Annotated in this window: 11 protein-coding genes; 3 read left to right on the top strand and 8 right to left on the bottom strand. The window is 57.2% G+C overall.

Annotation, left to right across the window (positions count from 1 at the left end; genetic code table 11):
* Window positions 1–5: 5 nt before the first annotated feature.
* The 7 genes from Poly51_RS05105 to rpsL all read right to left on the bottom strand — a co-directional run bounded on the left by Poly51_RS05105 (window position 6) and on the right by rpsL (window position 11769).
* On the bottom strand, window positions 6–2813 hold the full coding sequence (locus Poly51_RS05105; RefSeq protein WP_146454826.1) for a DNA translocase FtsK: 2808 nt from the start codon (window positions 2811–2813) through the stop codon (window positions 6–8).
* Between the two features lie 173 nt (window positions 2814–2986).
* Complete coding sequence (locus tag Poly51_RS05110) at window positions 2987–6064, bottom strand: FG-GAP-like repeat-containing protein (RefSeq protein ID WP_146454828.1); 3078 nt, start codon at window positions 6062–6064, stop codon at window positions 2987–2989.
* 150 nt (window positions 6065–6214) lie between these two features.
* Window positions 6215–7939 carry a GspE/PulE family protein gene (locus Poly51_RS05115; protein WP_146454830.1) on the bottom strand — a complete coding sequence of 575 codons (1725 nt, stop codon included), beginning with the start codon at window positions 7937–7939 and terminating at the stop codon, window positions 6215–6217.
* Window positions 7936–8418: a hypothetical protein gene (locus tag Poly51_RS05120; protein ID WP_146454832.1), complete on the bottom strand. Its 483-nt coding sequence runs from the start codon at window positions 8416–8418 to the stop codon at window positions 7936–7938. The genes Poly51_RS05115 and Poly51_RS05120 overlap by 4 nt, the downstream gene beginning before the upstream one ends.
* 181 nt (window positions 8419–8599) lie before the next feature.
* On the bottom strand, window positions 8600–10693 hold the full coding sequence (fusA, locus tag Poly51_RS05125) for an elongation factor G (RefSeq protein WP_146454834.1): 2094 nt from the start codon (window positions 10691–10693) through the stop codon (window positions 8600–8602).
* A 193-nt stretch (window positions 10694–10886) separates the two neighbouring features.
* Window positions 10887–11363, bottom strand: coding sequence for a 30S ribosomal protein S7 (rpsG, locus tag Poly51_RS05130; protein WP_146454836.1), 477 nt, complete (start codon window positions 11361–11363; stop codon window positions 10887–10889).
* Window positions 11364–11400: 37 nt separating this feature from the next.
* Entirely contained in the window at window positions 11401–11769 is a 369-nt protein-coding gene (gene rpsL / locus Poly51_RS05135) for a 30S ribosomal protein S12 (RefSeq protein ID WP_146454838.1), read from the bottom strand.
* Between the two features lie 504 nt (window positions 11770–12273).
* On the opposite strand from rpsL, the gene Poly51_RS05140 reads away from it, so the two are divergent.
* Window positions 12274–12456 carry a hypothetical protein gene (locus Poly51_RS05140; protein WP_146454840.1) on the top strand — a complete coding sequence of 61 codons (183 nt, stop codon included), beginning with the start codon at window positions 12274–12276 and terminating at the stop codon, window positions 12454–12456.
* 95 nt (window positions 12457–12551) lie between these two features.
* On the opposite strand, the gene hisA is transcribed toward Poly51_RS05140, so the two are convergent.
* Window positions 12552–13355, bottom strand: a complete 804-nt coding sequence (hisA, locus tag Poly51_RS05145) for a phosphoribosylformimino-5-aminoimidazole carboxamide ribotide isomerase (protein ID WP_146454842.1) — start codon at window positions 13353–13355, stop codon at window positions 12552–12554.
* Window positions 13356–13444: 89 nt separating this feature from the next.
* Between hisA and Poly51_RS05150 the strand changes: the two genes are divergently transcribed.
* Both Poly51_RS05150 and Poly51_RS05155 read left to right on the top strand, forming a co-directional pair.
* Window positions 13445–15769: a polyketide synthase gene (locus Poly51_RS05150; protein WP_146454845.1), complete on the top strand. Its 2325-nt coding sequence runs from the start codon at window positions 13445–13447 to the stop codon at window positions 15767–15769.
* Window positions 15766–17484: a hypothetical protein gene (locus Poly51_RS05155; RefSeq protein ID WP_246114268.1), complete on the top strand. Its 1719-nt coding sequence runs from the start codon at window positions 15766–15768 to the stop codon at window positions 17482–17484. The genes Poly51_RS05150 and Poly51_RS05155 overlap by 4 nt, the downstream gene beginning before the upstream one ends.
* The last annotated feature ends 38 nt before the right edge of the window (window positions 17485–17522 follow it).

Raw genomic sequence — 17522 nt, forward strand, 5'->3', positions numbered from 1 at the left:
ACCTTTTAATCTTCGTCGTCGTAATCCTCGTATTCTCCGTCGCCCTCGTCGCCTTCGCCGGACTGTTCCTCTTCGACGTATTCCTCGTCGTCATCCTCCTGGACATCCTCATCGGCTTCGACGTCTTCTTCCGGTTCTTCTTCGACATCCAAGCCCTGCAGAGCCTGCCACTGGGGCATCGTCATCACGACTTCGCGAGCCTTGCTGCCGTTGTAGTCTCCGACGATTCCGTCCTCGGCCATGAAGTCGATCAGCTTTGCGGCGCGGCCGTAGCCGATCCCCAAGCATCGCTGCAGCAGCGAACACGAACCGCGACCTTCGCGAATGACGACCTCGATCGCACTGTCATACAGTTCGTCGCGTTTCTTGATCGCATCCATCGACGTGCCCTCGCCGGGCTCGCCTTCGGCATCCACTTTCAACTCCATCAACTCGCCGACAAAGTTCTGCTCACTCTGGCTACAGTGAGCACACACCGCATCGATTTCGTCATCCGAAAGATAGGTACCTTGGCCGCGAATCAAGGTGCTGGTGCCCGGCCACAGGAACAGCATGTCGCCGTTGCCCAGCAACTTGTCGGCGCCGTTTTCGTCTAACACAACGCGGCTGTCCGTCTTCGACGCCACTTGAAAACTTAATCGGGCCGGCAGGTTACTCTTGATCAAACCCGTGATGACGTCGACCGTTGGTTTCTGAGTCGCCAAAATCAAGTGGATTCCGACTGCACGGCTTTTCTGCGCTAATCGAATGATGTGAGTTTCCACATCCTTGCCCGCCGTCATCATCAAGTCGGCCATTTCGTCGGCGATGATGACGATGAACGGCAGCTTGTCCGGCACGTCGCCGGCGCCGTCAGCTTCGTCAACTTCCAAACGTCGCAGAATTTCTTCGCGACCCAGATCGTTGAAACTGTTGATATGACGGACACCGACCTTGGCCAGCAGCGAATAGCGTTCTTCCATCTTCTCGACCGCCCACGCCAAGATCGCTTCGGCCTTGCGCATGTCGGTGATCACCGGGTGCATCAGGTGCGGCAACCGTCCGTAACCCGACAACTCGACCATCTTGGGGTCGATCATCAACATCCGCACCTCGTCCGGTCGACAGCACATCAGAATGGACGAGATGATCGTGTTCAAACACACCGACTTCCCCGTACCCGTTCGACCGGCGATCAACAGGTGAGGCATCTTCGCCAAGTCGACGACCATCGGATTGCCCGACACGTCTTTGCCAAGGAAGACGGGAATATTCATCTTGGCACTGCGCGTGTCGGATTCTTCGATCACATCGCGAAGCATCACCACTTGGCGAGTCTCGTTGGGCACTTCGATGCCGACGGTGTTCTTGCCCGGGATCGGCGCCACGATTCGAACGCTGGGAACCCGCAGCGCGATAGCCAAGTCGTCGGACAGTCCCGTGATCTTGCTCAGCCGCAGACCGGCTTCCAATTCGATTTCGTACTGCGCGATAACCGGGCCGGTTTCGATCTCGACGACGCGAATATTGAAACCAAAGTCCTTGAACGTCTCTTCCAGAATGTGTGCCTTCCGGCGGACCTCTTGCAGCTGGTCTTCGTAACTGATGTCGTCGCTTTGACGCAGCAATTCCAACGGTGGAAGGCGGTAGTCCTCGATGCCCTTTGGCGCGGATTCTTTGACAGAGTTAAGAAACTCTTGCCGCGGATCCCGCTTGGCTTTCGCCTTGGGCGCGCGGACTTTCGGTTCGGACTTGGGCTTTGGAACATCTTCCGGACCGTCCTGGCGAAGGGTGACCGTCTCGCCTTCAAACTCGACGTCTCGCGTGGGAGCCGGTGCTTCCGCCTGCAGTTCTTCCTCTTCGTCTTCCCAGTCGCCGTCGTCGTACTCGTCACCTTCATAGTCACCGTCACCGGTCGCAGCCGACTCGGTCGATGGCGATAGCGCGCCGGTTGCCGCAGCAGCGAGCCCGGCTGCGGTGGCAGCCGCAGCGCCGACCATGCCCAGCCGCTTGGCGCGGTTGAACTTAATTTTCGGCCCGTCGTTGGGACGGTCTGGATCGACCACGTCCACGCGCGATGAATCGGCGACCGAATCTGACGCCGCATCCTCGGCGATCGCTTCGGCGTCCAGTGTGATCGGTTGTTCCAAGTCCGTGAATGGTTGACGCGATCGGCGTGCCGGCAATGCACCAGCGGCTCGCTGCATGCCCAGGCGAGACGCATTGGCGCCTCGCGCCACGATCTTTCGACCTGCATACAAAAGCGCATAGTCGGTGGTAAGCAGCAACCCGACGGCCAGCGTGGTCAGCGTAAGGATCCAACCGCCGGCCGGTGCAAAGTGCTCCAGCAACCACGTCGACGTCATTGCTCCCAGGTAGCCGCCCGCGCCCACCACCGGCATTCCTTCGAGCGCTATCGGCGAAAGCGCCGCGGCCGTTGCCGCACCCACGATCGTGATCGTCCCGCCAAGCGAGCGCAGCACGGGCGCGTTGAGTTTCCCGCGAATCAGCAGCGCCGTCGCAACGCCGCCCATGGCCGCAACCACCAAAGCCGTTGCCAATCCGACCGCGTCAAAGAGCGCCGATGACAATAGTGCTCCCCAGTATCCGCAAGCGTTCGAGATCGCTTCGTTGGCGGGATAGACGACGGCATCGGGCGTGTAGAACTCGCTGATCGGCCAGAACGGTTCGCTGACCGGATCGGCCGCATTTCGCGTGACGACGGAAACCAACATGATCAACGTGGCAGCCACCAAACCGATCGCGGCGATGTCGCGAGTCAGGTTGGGCTGTCGTTCGTTCTCGTCAGATGAATCGATGGGAAGGGCCGACATCGAATCGCCGCCTGCAAGTGAAAAGGCAAAGGAATACGGTCCGAGCGCGCAACGGCGTCCTCGGCGTATCCCTTCATTCGGCACAATGTGGCGACCCGGGCAACCCGCCCGCATCCAATCGATACAACCGTTACATCCGGCCAGCTCCATGACCGGCAATCAACGAACGGTGCTTAGCGGCGGCGAAACACTTCGGGGTCCGACTGAATGACTAGAAATCCGTTTCCCGGCACCAAACCATCATGCGACTGGTGCGTTCCGTCCGGCCAATGAACCGAGATGCTACATTGCGAGTTCTTTGGAACCGCGAACCGCAGACCTCGCTGGTTGCTGGAAAGATAACCATCGCCGGCAAGCAGAGTCGCCACCGCATACGGTGACTTCTTTACCGTTTGAATCGATAACTCGACCCTGGTGCCAATGGCATCCCGGCTTACACCAACGCCGCTCAATCCGATTTCAATCCAACCGCCCACACTCGGGCAACGATTTTGAAGCAAAGCCACGGGTTCGGTTTGGTGAGTGACGACCACATCCAATCGACCGTCTCGATCGGAATCAATTGTCCACAACCCGCGGCCCACGTGAAATCGTCTTAGATAGTCTCCAGCGACGAAAGATCCCACGGAATCGAATACACCACTACCCCGCTGCTTAAAAATTTGCATCGGTTGGGCGTAAGTCGACGGCTCCCCCATGCGCGAGAAAACATCGACATGACCATTGGCAATGATCAGCTCGCTCCATCCATCCAAGTCGAAATCGATCGCTTCGGTCCCAAAACCAACCATCGACAAAGTTGGTCGGGCGAGCTTGGCCAGCGACGTTCGATCCTGCCACGTTCCAGGCGAAGTTTGAACATGTAGCGTGTTGTACTCTTTGTCAAAGTTGGTGACGTAAAGATCCAAGTCACCGTCACGATCAAAATCGCTCGCGGCTATCCCCATCGATCCTTGCGAAAGAGACCTGCCATCGGTCGCGATCCCTCGGATCATCGCCGACTCGATGACTTTCATTTTTGATGACGGCTCGTCGCGAGCAACGGTCCAGCAATGATTATTGGTCATGTCATTGACCACGAACACTTCGAGTCCGGGCTCCGAATCCAAAGCGCCCACGACAACTCCTAAGCCTCGTCCCGGTACATCCGGATCCATGCCCCAGTTCTCCGTTTGATTGACGAGTCGCGAATCTGCTTGTCCTTGCAGAAGCCAATCTCCATGACTGGCGAACTTCACCGGCGAGCATGAACGGGCAACGGTCGCGTCACCCGACGAGCAAACTTCCGTCACCGGTTCGAGACCCTGGCAATAGTTAGCGATGAACACGTCGGACAACCCATCGCCGTCGATGTCCGCGATGGCGGCGCTGGTCGACCAAGTGATCATGGAATCCTTATCGAAGTTCAAATTCCAGGCCCGCGTTTGATCCGAAAACGTGCCATCACCATTGTTGATCAACAGGGTGTTTGGCCCGTAGTTGAGGATGAGCAAATCGAGAAAGCCATCCTCGTTTATGTCCCCGACCGTAACGCCTTGCCCGAATCCTTGATCGCCCGTTGACGATGATTCAGTCACGTCTGAAAAAGTGCCTCCGAGATTGCGGAACAAAGCATTCGCCGCCGAATCCTTCCATGGCGGAGTCCCGCCCGCAGCCATCAGGTACAAATCCGGCCAACCGTCCAAGTCATAGTCGATCGTACCGCCGCCACAACCGAGCGTCTCGTGCAACTTGATTCCGGGCTGATCCAGCCGGTCACTCGTTCGTCCGAAAAAGTCGATACCCAGTTCCTTTGCGCGATCGTCCAATTGCCAACCTTTGATCAACGCTTCATCCACGCGACTCGTTCCTGGCGCAGATACGACAGGTTCTGCTCGTTCGCTCGCTATACCGCCTGACGCCTGTTGACTTGACCGAGCATTCATCGATGCAAGCGTGGGAAACGAAATCTGCGAAAGATCTAGCTGCATTTCCGGATAAGGATCCGTCAATTGCCAGGGCGTGTTTCGACTCAGGCTAGAGACGATCTTACTGCGAAGTTTCTCGATCGATTTATTTCCCGATGCCACATCCGATTCGGGGAAAGTCGTCGCGACAGACGCCCATGCTTCGGCTTCCCATGGACGCCCCAAATCGAATAATGCGTTGACGATTTCCGATGTAATTTCACGAGACTGTTTGCCGTCCCGTTCAAACCGAGTTTTCCATTGACTCAATTTGCTTAGGTTCGCAACACGTGATCGAATCGAGTCGATCGTTTTCAAAGAATTCGCCGGTAACAGGTCTGGGGTGAGACGCCGTGTTTCGGCGAGTGCATCGCCCAATTTTGTCCACGGCTCCATCGAGTCGGGATCGATTCGAACGGATTCCCAATACGAGCGCGCGGCTTCGGCGTTTCGTCCCTCGGCGAGGGCCCAGTCACCCAACGCAAGCCAATAGCCCGGTTGCGACTCGATACCCTCAGGCACTTGATCGAACCAACGAACCAATTCGTTGGTTCGACGTGCCAATGCGAGCGATCGTCCCAGCAGCACTTGCGCTGGCAGGTATTGCGGGTGCGTGTCGACGATCGACTTTAACATTTCGATCGCTGCATCCGTATCGCCTTCATCGAACTTGACCTTCGCGATACCAATCATTGGTCGACGATCCGATTCATTTCGCTCTGACATCGATGCCAGGACAACCGGGTCTAAACTGCGTTTTTCTGTGTTGCCCAGCATCAGCAGTAAACTCAAATCAAAATTCCGACTCAGCACCAACTCGCGACCGTGCGGGAGTGCTCGTGCCCGCTCTTCGCTGTTCATCGCAAGTTCGAATAGTGTTCGTCGCGAGGAAACCTGGTCTGGGTGTTCCGCAACGGCGGATTCCAGTAAATCCATCGCGTCATAGAGACGACCGACTTCGATCAGTGAAACCAAGGCTTGCTGGACTCGCGCCTCTTTCGCATAGGATTCCGCGCGGCAAGCTCGTACAAGCAACGACGCAGTCTCATCCGGCTTGCCAATGGCGTAGGCGAGCTTGGCGATGCGTGCGATGACCTCGGGATCATCACCATGCAAATCGAGGACATCCTTGGAGAGCACCCAGGCTTGCTCGTTCAAGCCGCGATTCATCAACGACGTCAACTTGCGCAGCGGACGCTCGGCCGACGCAGCGGGAGGCTTGTTCGACGAAGTCGGTTGACTACACCCGATGAATGCAAAAGCGACCACCATCAAGATCGCCGCAATAGTCAGGAAACGGGGCACAAGCCATTCTCGCCGGAAGGTGCGTCAACCAATGATCGGAACTGCAGTGTTCGATGGTTTCCAAGTCAGGCAACCGATCGTATCAGTCCACATTCTAACGGACTGACGTCGGATCCGAGTATCGGTGATACAGAACACATCGAGGGTCGATTACCGAGTCCCGAACGTTGCCACGGCGGCCTTCAAACTGGTTTCGCCGGCAATGGCCTTGTCGATCGCCGATTGACGCAGCAGACGCACGCCATTGTCCACGACCGCGCGGCGGATCATTCCGGGACCTTCCTGGTTCGCGATCATTTCGGCGATCGGACGGGTGACCCGGATGACTTCGAAGATCGGCACTCGGCCTCGATATCCCGATTGACGACACTGATCGCAACCGTTGGGACGATACAATTTTTCGCCCGGCGCAATTGCGAATTTTGTGGCCCAGGCCGGATCGACCGCGTGAAGTGTCTTGCAGTTGTCGCACAATCGACGTGCCATCCGCTGGCTGACGATCGCACGAAGCGATCGCGCAGCGGTAGTGGGCTTGATCCCCAGTTCTGCGAGTCGATCCACGCACCCGATTGAATTGGCGTCTCGCATCGACGTCAAAATCATTCGCCCACCCGATGCCGCGCGAAAACAAGCATCGGCAGTTTTTTCGTGATCTAATTCGCCGACCATGATGACGTCGGGATCCTGACGCAATAGCCCACGAAGCGTCGCGGCGTAGGTGAGTCCGCAGTCGTTTTGAAGGCGAACTTGGTGAACGCCAGGAATCGGCAAGTCTATATTTTCTTCGACTGCATAGATATTCGATTGCTCGTTTTGTAACTCGCGCAAACAGGCGGCCAACGTGGTGCTCTTTCCGCTGCCCAATGGGCCGGCAACCAGCACGATTCCGCCTTCACCGCGTAGCGCGTCTGACAAATCATCGCGTTGGCGATCCGTCATGCCCAGATCGACCAGGTCGACGGGAACAGATTGGCGATCAATCAAACGAAGCACCGTCTTCACGCCCACAAGCGTGGGACAAGTATTCACGCGCACGTCGACCAACCGAGTCTCGCCGCGAAGTTGAAACGAACCTTCGCGAGGAACATCGTCGGAGTCCTCCACGATGCGTCCGAGCGATTCCAACTGCTGGACGATGTCACCCGACCACGTCGGCGACGGGTGGTCATAGTCTTCCAGCGTCTGGTCGAATCGCAAACGTACGCGGTGACCTTCGGCGACCGGTTCGATATGAACGTCTTGAATGCCGAATGAGAGTGCGTGATCGACAAGCTCGTTCATATAGTTCGCTGCCGCCAGCGGCAAAGTGATTCGGTGATCCGAAACATCAAACCACGGTGCACACGACTGGATCGATGGCAAGCCCGTCGTCAACGTTGGCGATGTTCCTTGACAAACCTGTTGCTCGTCGTACATGACATCCAGCAATCGGCGAATCACCGACAACGTGGTAAACATGGGCCGCATCTGGCGACCTGCCGCTAGCCTGATTTCGTCGGCCAACAACAATGAATCAGGCGAGAACATCGCGATCTCGATGGTTTGTCCATCCACGGACAAAGGCGCGATCCTATGCCGTCGACAAAATTCAGCCGGCAACATTTTGCTGACCAATACATCGACGGGTACCGCCACGTCGGCCGGCGGATCGAACATCGGCAGCAAATAGTGTTTCGCGTATGTTTCGGCAATCAAGCGTTCGTCGGCCAAACCGCTGTCGACGGCTAGTTCGTCGAACGAAATATCGTTCTCTTCGGCTGCTTGGTACAGCATTTCGAGACGCGCGGGTTCCAAGCAATTCAATGTGTTGATCAGACGCACGATCAATGGATCGTGGACAACTTGCTTGGGCGGCGCGGCAACCATTTCGTTCATCGTTGATCCGTTGTCTGTTCGCGGCGGTCATCGGCGCGGTACCGGACGACGTGGAGAGGTGTCGCTGATTGGTGCGGGTTGATTTGATCATCGATGCGGCTTCTGACTTCATCGAAACCGCGTTCGTTGAACACCAGCTCGTATTCAGAACATCCCAACGTCGCGCCGACGCGTGCCAACTTGAGCGACCATCCGCAGCCGGCTTCGATTTCAATTTTTCCGCACGAAAAGTGCGTCGGAATCGGCCGGGGCAGATCCAGTGGATCGATCGATTCCGCAAACTTGCCGTGTCGTTCGAAGTGATCGTATTGAGCCGCCCGCACGTCGCAAAGAAACGAGTAGGCTTCTTTGGCACGAGCGACCTCGACCGATCGCTTGTAACTCGCCACGGACCACCACACCAATAGTCCCAGCGTTACGGTCGCGAAGAACGCGATCGCAGAGACTTTCAAACGCTGTGGGAGGGGAACGGTCAACATGGCAACGAAAACGTGGGAATGCCCGTCGGGATTCTTCGGGATACCAACGATTAGCCCACGGATAACGTCGAGGCACGATCGACCGCGTAATTGCCCCGGCGCGACTGGGGTGCGAGGGCAAAAGAATGGGGTTGCAAGGGTTGTGCGGGTTCACTTTACCGGGAACATCGCACGCCGACGGCTACATCAAAAACGCGTCTGCATCGGCCTTGGGCGCCGGCTGATAATTCAACGGCTCCATGCTGCTTCCGGCACGGCCCTGGCTGAGGCTGCGCACGGCCCCGCTGTACCCGAACAACTCTTTCAGCGGCGCGTGCGCCGTGATGACGGTCATTTGACCACGAGTTTCCGTCGCCGCGATGATCGCCCGACGCTGTTGCAAGTCACCGACCAATTCGCCCATGTATTCGTCCGGCGTGGTCAACTCGACCCGCATGACAGGTTCCAGCAACACCGGCCCGGCTTTTTCGAGTCCTTTGTCGAACGCGTCGCCGGCCGCGATCCGGAACGCGACTTCGTCGGATCCTTCCTCGGCCACTTCGGCGCCATAGACTTCGATCCGAACGCCCGAAAGTGGGAACCCGGCCAACATGCCACCACCGGCCGCCCGTTCTCGCATCTCATCCATCGCGGCCTGGCGAACGGCATTGGAAAGCGGTGTCTCGGGCGGCAAGCGATCAAACACTTGCACCGGAGCAGACGTATCCTCAAGCGCCGATACTTTCACCTTCAAACGAGCGAACATTTGTGTGCCGCCCATTTGCCGGTTGCAGACACCGACCACATCGGCTTTTCCGCCGATCGTTTCGCGATAATTGACACGTGGCTTGTAGAACTTGACGTTCAATCCAAAGTCACGGGTCAATCGGTGCTGGATGACTTCGAGGTGTAGTTCGCCCATACCGCTGATCAACGTTTGTCCCGTCTCGGCATTTTCAACCGCGCGGAACGTTGGGTCTTGGCGACGGATCATGTCGAGCGTTTCTTCGAGCTTCTTCTTGTCGCCTGTGTTCTCGGATTCGATCGCCATCGAGATGACCGTCTCGGCAAACTTGATGCTGGGAAGCTCGATCGGGCTTTGAGTATCACACACCGTGTCGCCCGTGATCGCGAAACGAGGACCAATCACACAGGCGATGTCGCCGGCCGATACGGAATCGACTTGCCCGTCGCGATCCTTCTTCGTCGCATGAATCTGCCAAATCTGGGCGACGTTTTCTTTCTTGTCACGGTTGGGACATTGCAGCCGCGAGTTTTGCAAGAGCTGTCCGCTATAGACGCGGATCCAATAGTTATCGCCCGTCTTGGCGGGCAGAATCTTGAACACCAAACCGCAGAACGGTTCCTTTGCGTCAGGTTTCCGGACCAACACCTTGTCTCGATTCTTCGGATCGACACCCTCGACCGGCGGCCGATCGAGTGGGCTAGGCAGGAAGTTGCCGACGGCCGTCATCAACGGTTGAACGCCGATACCGTGCAGCGCAGACCCACAGAGCACGACTTGAATCTTCAAGTCGATGACGCCTTTGCGAAGTGCGGCGATGATCAAATCGCGGGGGACCTCTTTGTCCTCGAGCGCAAGACTGGCCGCCTCTTCGCTAAGGTCGTAAACCGCATCGAGCATCTGCTCGCGCCACAGCAGCGCATCATCGCGAAGCTCAGCGGGTACGTCGGTTTCTTTGACTTGCTTGCCTTCGGTTTCGGGATCGAACTCCAACAGCTTCATGTCGATCAAGTCGATCACGCCACGGAAGGGATCGGCGACGTGAGGCGGCCCTTGCCCGACCGGCAACTCGACCGCCACGGGCTTGCCGCCCAGTCGCGGTTCGATGTCATTGAGGACGGCTTCGAAGTTCGCACCTTCGCGGTCCATCTTGTTGATGAACACGATGCGAGGCACCTGATAGCGATCGGCTTGCCGCCATACCGTTTCACTTTGTGCTTCGACACCCTCGCGCGCCGAGAACACCGTTACGGCGCCGTCGAGGACTCGCAAACAGCGTTCAACTTCGGCTGTGAAGTCGACGTGGCCCGGCGTGTCCAACAGGTTGATGTTGTAGTCCTGCCATCGGTACTTCACGCAGGCAGAGAAGATCGTGATCCCGCGTTCTTGTTCTTCCGGATCGTCGTCGGTGTCGGTCGTCCCATGGTCGACGCGGCCGACTCGGTGCTTGGCACCGCTGAGGTAGAGCATCCGTTCGGTAACGGTCGTTTTGCCGGCATCGATGTGGGCGATGATGCCGATGTTCCGCAGCTTGGATATGTCGGTGGCCATGAGTCAGGTATCGAGAGAGCGGTTGGATCGCGGTTTGGAATCGATAAGTATCCACGTTCGCGACGGCGTTACCAGGGACGGACAATGACCGATCCACGCCGAGAAACGCGTCCGGCGCGGCGGCGCACAAAAAAACCGCGGCATGGCCTGGACGACCAACCGCGGTTTGGTTGTTTCTTGAAAACGTTTCTGCTTACCAAGCGAAGTGAGCGAACGCCTTGTTGGCGTCGGCCATGCGGTGCGTGTTTTCACGCTTGGTGTAGGCAACGCCTTCTTTCTTGTAGGCAGACATCAATTCGTCGGCCAACTTCAAGTGCATCGGGCGGCCCTTCTTGTCGCGAACCGCGATCAGCAACCAACGCAGTGCGAGGCTCTGCTGGCGAGCTCGGTTGACTTGCATCGGGACTTGATAGCTGGCACCACCGACTCGCTTGCTGCGAACTTCGATGTACGGCTTGATGTTCTCGATCGCGGCTTCGAAAACTTCGATCGGTGTCAGGTCGGCGATTTCGCCACGACGTCCGATTTCCTCGAGCGCGTCATAAAAGACTCGCGTCGCGGTCGTTTTCTTGCCGTCCAGCATCAAACAATTGATGAACTTTCCGGCCAGCTTCGAGTTGTGCCGCGGGTCGCCTTTAAGCTGCGTGCGGCTGGATGTGATACGTCCCATCGATGACTTCTATTTTCTATGTAAGTTTGGTGTTGAATTACTTCTTCTTCGCGCCATAGCGGCTGCGAGATTGCTTACGACCCTCGACACCCAATGCGTCACGTGAACCACGAACGACTTGGTAGCGAACACCCGGCAAGTCGCGTACACGACCACCGCGGATCAACACGATCGAGTGTTCCTGCAGGTTGTGACCTTCACCGGGGATGTACACGGTGACTTCTTTACCGTTGCTCAGACGCACCCGCGAAATTTTTCGCAAAGCCGAGTTCGGCTTCTTGGGGGTCATGGTCCGAACTTGCAAACAAACGCCCTGCTTTTGCGGGCATTTTTCCAAAACCGGCGACTTGCTTTGGCTCTTCTTCAGTTTGCGTCGTTTTCGGACGAGTTGATTGATCGTTGGCATAGAAAATAAGTAAGTACGGCTTTGGTCGGCGTTGCTTCGCTGCGAGGCCCCACCGTCTGCACTTGGCAAATGCGGTAGAGCGTCCGCACGGTGGGTGAATCGGACACGTGGCCGATCAACAGCGGGAAATCACCACCAGGCCCAAGGGCTGGGCGGCGAATCGGCAAAGTATCGCCATCGTGAAATTTCTGTCAAGAGCTGACTGGGGACCGCTGGGTAGGTTCTTTGCCGGTCTGACGACTTATTTCGGAACATCCCCACTCGCAAACTATGAACAAACGAACAGTCAAGGACCCGAAATGCGAAAGAAGTCGTACTTTTTGGTTTTCGGAAGTTTTTTTGGGCGGTTTGCAGAACGGGTTCTCGCTGTTTCCTTTTAGGGCGACGACTGGAACCGATCGATTCCCAGCCACCGTCCCATTTTTGCTTTTTCCTCATTCGACTTGACCACCGCGCGACGTCGCGGTCGGCACCTTTGGGCCCACCCCTTCGAAGGAACATGAAATGAAACTCACCATGGCACCAGCCGCATCGGCTCAAACCGCAGCCAAAACCCAACCGGCGGCGAAGACAGTCGCCAAACCGCGGCCAATGTTGGCCGATATCGTCGCTTCGATTCGCGCCGACGCTCGGAAGGACTCGCTCAAGTACGTCCTTCGCAGCAACACGTTCCACGACGGCGAATGATTGCGGGCTGAGCAAAAAAACGACTCAGCAGTCAAACGACTGAACAAGAACTGCATCCAAACACGGCTTGGTGATGAATCACCAGACCGTGTTTTTCATTTGCCGTTTCGTCGTAGCAAGTCGTCGTAACGAATGCCGCGACCGCCAAACAGGTCCAAAGCGCTCCCGACCGTGACATCGACGGCCCCGCCGCTGGCAGTCGCGATTTGATCGATGTCCGCCATCGTCGTCACGCCGCCGGCATAGGTCATGGGAATCGCCGCCGGACTTTGGCTGGCCCAGTCACCCAACCGATCGACCAACGAAGCGTCGATTCCCTGGCAAAGTCCTTCGACATCGGCGGCATGGATCAGAAATTCGTCACAGAACGCGGCCAGACGGTCCAATTGCGCCGGCACGATTTCGATCTCCGTCTGCGTCTGCCAGCGATTCATCGCAACCCGCCACGCGGGTTCAGAGGCTTGATCCGCCGGCGAATCGACGCGCCGGCAACTCAGGTCCAGCACGATCCGCTGGCGACCGACGGCGCGGACAAGGCCAGACAAGCGAGACTCGATCAATTTCCCCACTTTGTCGAACAGCCAACTGGTCACGATCACGTGACTGGCACCTGCGTCGATCCACTCGGCCGCGTTTTCCGCCGTGATCCCGCCACCGATCTGCATTCCGCCGGGGTACGCCGACAGCGCCGACCGGGCGGCGGCGTCGTTGCCCGGGCCGAGCTTGATGATGTGCCCCCCACCCAGGCCATCCCTGCGATATTTCGCGGCATACCATTGAGACGGTTGCTGGGCGACGAAGTTTTCGACCGGACCGTCGCCGACATCACGCAGCGATCCGCCCACGATTTGTTTGACGCGGCCGTTGTGCAGGTCGATACAGGGTCGAAATTTGGTCACGGAATGACAAGCAAGTTTGATTGGACTGATCTGGTATAAATAGAGTGCCGCCCGATTGGCTGGACCCATTCTATTTGAACACGACTTTGATGCCTGCCAACCGACCGCTCGATCCGAAACTGACCTCGCTGTTAGAAAACCTACGATCACGGGTTCGTCGCTACGTCGTCTGGGATTCTGTCCTGGCACTCGCCACGGTGATCTTGGCCGCGTTTTGGATCGGTCTAGCACTCGATTATTTGCCCGTCCAACTGGGCGGCACCGAAATGCCGCGACTGGCCCGGATGATGTTGTTGGCCGTGGTCGCCGCTGTGGTGGTCGCGATTGCGACTTTGATGTTGGTGGGACGGTTGCGCCGGCCGTTACCCGATGACAGCCTGGCGTTGCTTGTGGAACGCCATCATCCGCGACTGGGCGGCCGATTGGTGACCGCTGTGCAACTGAACCGCCCCGATCGTGACGGCGACTCGCATTCGAGCGTGCTTTTGGATCACGTTCATCGCGAGGCGGCGCAAGCGATCGACGAAGTCGACCCGGGCAAGGTTTTCCGGTGGCAACCGCTGGTACGCAAGGCGATGGTGGCGGTGCCGCTGGCGCTGCTGTCGATCGCATTTTTAATCATCAGCCCACAGGCGTTTGCACGAGCAGCATCGCGGCTGACATTGCTGTCCGATGAACCCTGGCCACGGCGTGCAAATCTAGAAATGGTTGGCATCGAATTGCCGATCGTAACGGCGGTGGACGGTGACATAGCACCACCGAATTTGGTCGCGTTCGACCAGAACCAGACCGTCCGATTGCCTCGCGGCAGCAGCCCGACGCTGCGGATTCGGGCGGAAGCCGAAACGTCAGAGTTGCCAATCGTTTGCACCGTTTACTATCGGACCGATGGGGGCACGCGCGGCCAATCCAACATGCGACGTGTCGGCCGAGTGACCGATGGGTACCAGTCCTTTGTTTTGGACGGACCGCCGCTTAGCGGACTCAGCGAATCGATGACGCTGGATGTCCGAGGACTCGACGATCGGTTGGATGATTTTCGCATCGAAGCGATCACACCGCCGGCGCTGACGGAGATGAACGTGACGGTTCGGTACGCCGAGTATTTGCGCGGCGACGGTAGCGGCGAAACAGATATGCAGACCGATTATCAATCGGGACTTCGAATCCGCGAAGGCAGCGAAGTGACATTGGTCGCAGCTTCAAGCGAACCGCTGGGCGACTGCGAAGTGGTACTGAAGACGGCGAACGAATCGGCAACAGATTTTCAGTTGGCGTATTCGGATGACCGTCGACAATTGAGACTGCTGATCGATGATTTTGATACGGCAACCACGGTGGCGATCGTGCCTCGCGACGCCGACGGAATCTCGGCCCAGGCACCGTATCGATACTTCTTGGGCGTTGTGCTGGACGAGCCGCCGGAATTGAAGATGCGGCTGGACGGAATCGGCAGCGCGGTGACGCCGATCGCACGAATCCCCGTCGAAGCCGTGGTGACCGATGACTATGGAGTTGACCAATTGGTCGTTTCGGTGACACCGTCGAAAGCGGAAGCCGACAACACAGATCAAAATTCGATACCGGAAGTATCAGCCAGCGTCCTTCCAAAAGTCGATCGTGATGGCAACGCGACAACCGAGTTGGATCTGCGTGAGTTGGTTGCCGGCGGCAAGCTGGCCGAATTGGTTCCCGGCGGTGCGATCAACGTGATCGGGGAAGCAAGCGACCGATACGACTTGGCCGGCAAGCACGTGACGCGAAGCGAAGTCTATCGCTTGGAAGTCGTTACTGCCGAGCAATTGCTGGCTCGATTGGAACGGAGCGAATTGGCGCTGCGATCTCGGTTGGAACAAACGATCGACGAGACGCGGAACCTGCGAGAATCGCTGAATCTGCTGCGTCGCAATTTCGACGAAGACGACGGCGGACTCGACGAAACCGAAAAGACTCGGCAACAGCAAATTCGCCGACTTCGTGCCCAACAAAGTGGGCTGCAGGCGAGCAAGACGTCGGAGGAATTGTCGGGGATTGCGGCATCGCTGGACGACATCCTACGTGAGATGACAAACAATCGAGTCGATTCGGTGGACCGTCAAGAACGGATCGGACAGGGTGTGCGTGACCCGTTGCGAAAGATCGTTGACGAACCGCTGGCGAGGCTTCGCGAACAGATCGTCGACGTCGAACGCAGTGTCGATGATTCGGCGGACGCTCAAGGCAAGACGGTTGTCGCGATCGAAACGGCGGACGAAGTGCTGCTTCGGTTGACCGAAGTACTGGACAAAATGCTGGATCTGGAGAGCTACAATGAGATTCTTGACATTGTTCGTGAACTGATCGACGACCAAGGCAAACTGTTAGACGACACAAAGAGCGAGCGGAAAAAGCGAGTCCTGGATTTGTTTGAATGAGCGGCGCGGTTGGTTCGATGACGGACAATCACTCGAAGAATAGAGATGCAAATATGATGATGCGAATCGTTCTGGCAATCGTTCTTGGGTGCTCCTTCGTTATCTCTCAAGCCGACGCATTACGAGCGGACGAGACGCCGCTTAGCCAGCGGCAAACCGGCGTGGCCGAGCGGTACCAGCGACTAGAAGAGCTGCTGCTGCGATTGGCGGATGTCGAGTCGGTGGAGAACCCCGAACGCTCGGCACTGCTTCGACGGGCGGCCCGCCAATCAAGAGACAAATTTGTACTCGAGCGTTTGCGGACGGCATCCAGTTCGCTTCAAAGCCTGGAGTTTCAGAAGGCCGTCGATGAACAATCGGCAGCGACGGAGGAGTTGGCGTCGTTGCTGAAATTGTTGCTAAGCGAAGATCGATCCAAGCGAATCCGGGATGAAAAAGAACGCTTCACCAAGCTGGTCAAGGATCTGAAACGGAACCTGAACAATCAACGAAGCACGCGTGCCCGCACCGAGAACGGCGCGGACATGAAGGAGGTCGAGGCCGAACAAAAGGCTGTCACCGAGAAGAGCGAGGAATTGAAGTCGCGCTTGGATGAAGAGGAAGCGGAATCCAAGGAGAACGACGAACCTTCAACGTCGGATCCCGAATCAGATCCTTCAGACTCCAAACCTTCAGACTCCAAACCTTCAGACTCCAAACCGTCAGACTCCAAACCGTCAGATTCAAAGCCGTCAGATTCAAAGCCGTCAGATTCAAAGCCGTCAGATTCAAAGCCCTCAGATTCCAAACCCTCAGACGCGAAGCCGTCAGATTCCAAGCCCTCTGACGCAAAACCTTCGGAGTCGAAACCTGCGGACGGCCAGGCTCCCCCGTCCGGTCAACCGCCGTCGGCCGAGCAGGAGGTGCAGGAGCAACTGGACAAGGCCATCGAAAAGATGAAGCAGGCCGAGAAGGAACTCGAGGAAGCAAAACGGGAAGAGGCGACCGAAAAACAACGCGAAGCGGAAGAAAACCTGCGGGCGGCCATCGATCGGCTCGAACGGATCCTCCGCCAACTTCGCGAAGAAGAGATGCAAAGGGAACTCGCCAAGCTGGAAGCACGTCTTAGAAAAATGGCGGCGATGCAAACGAAAGTCCTCGAGGACACCATCAATTTGGCGGCAACACCGGCAAGTCAACGGAGTCGTCAAACGGATTTGAAGGCCGGCGATTTGGCTTTTGAAGAGAAGAAGATAACCATGGAAGCCGACAGGGCGATGCTGTTGTTGCGGGAAGAAGGCTCAAGTGTCGCGTTCCCTGAGGTGGTTTTACAAATTCGCAGCGACACTGCTCGGGTTGCCGACCGATTGGCCGAAACCAAGATCGACGCGGTGACTCAGGGGATCCAAGAAGACATCTTGGCGGCCTTGGCGGAGATGATTGAGGCCTTACAGAAGGCTCAACGGGATCTGGAGAAGCAAAAACAGGAAGAAAGCCAGGGACAGCCCGGCCAATCCGGACAAGGCGAACAACCGTTGGTCGAGGCTTTGGCGGAGCTAAAATTGATACGAACGATGGAAACACGGATCAAATCTACGACGAACCGCTATTCGGGGCTGCTAGAATCAGGCGAGTCGTCGGGCGACGAAGTGCTGCCGTTATTGCAGGACTTGTCGGAACGGCAAAATCGTCTGTACCGGATCACCCGAGATTTGGTATTGAAGAGAAATCAGTAACCGAGAGGTGAATGTGAATCGATTGACGTCAGCGCCCC

The organism is Rubripirellula tenax (assembly GCF_007860125.1).
Classification (GTDB): Bacteria; Planctomycetota; Planctomycetia; order Pirellulales; family Pirellulaceae; genus Rubripirellula; species Rubripirellula tenax.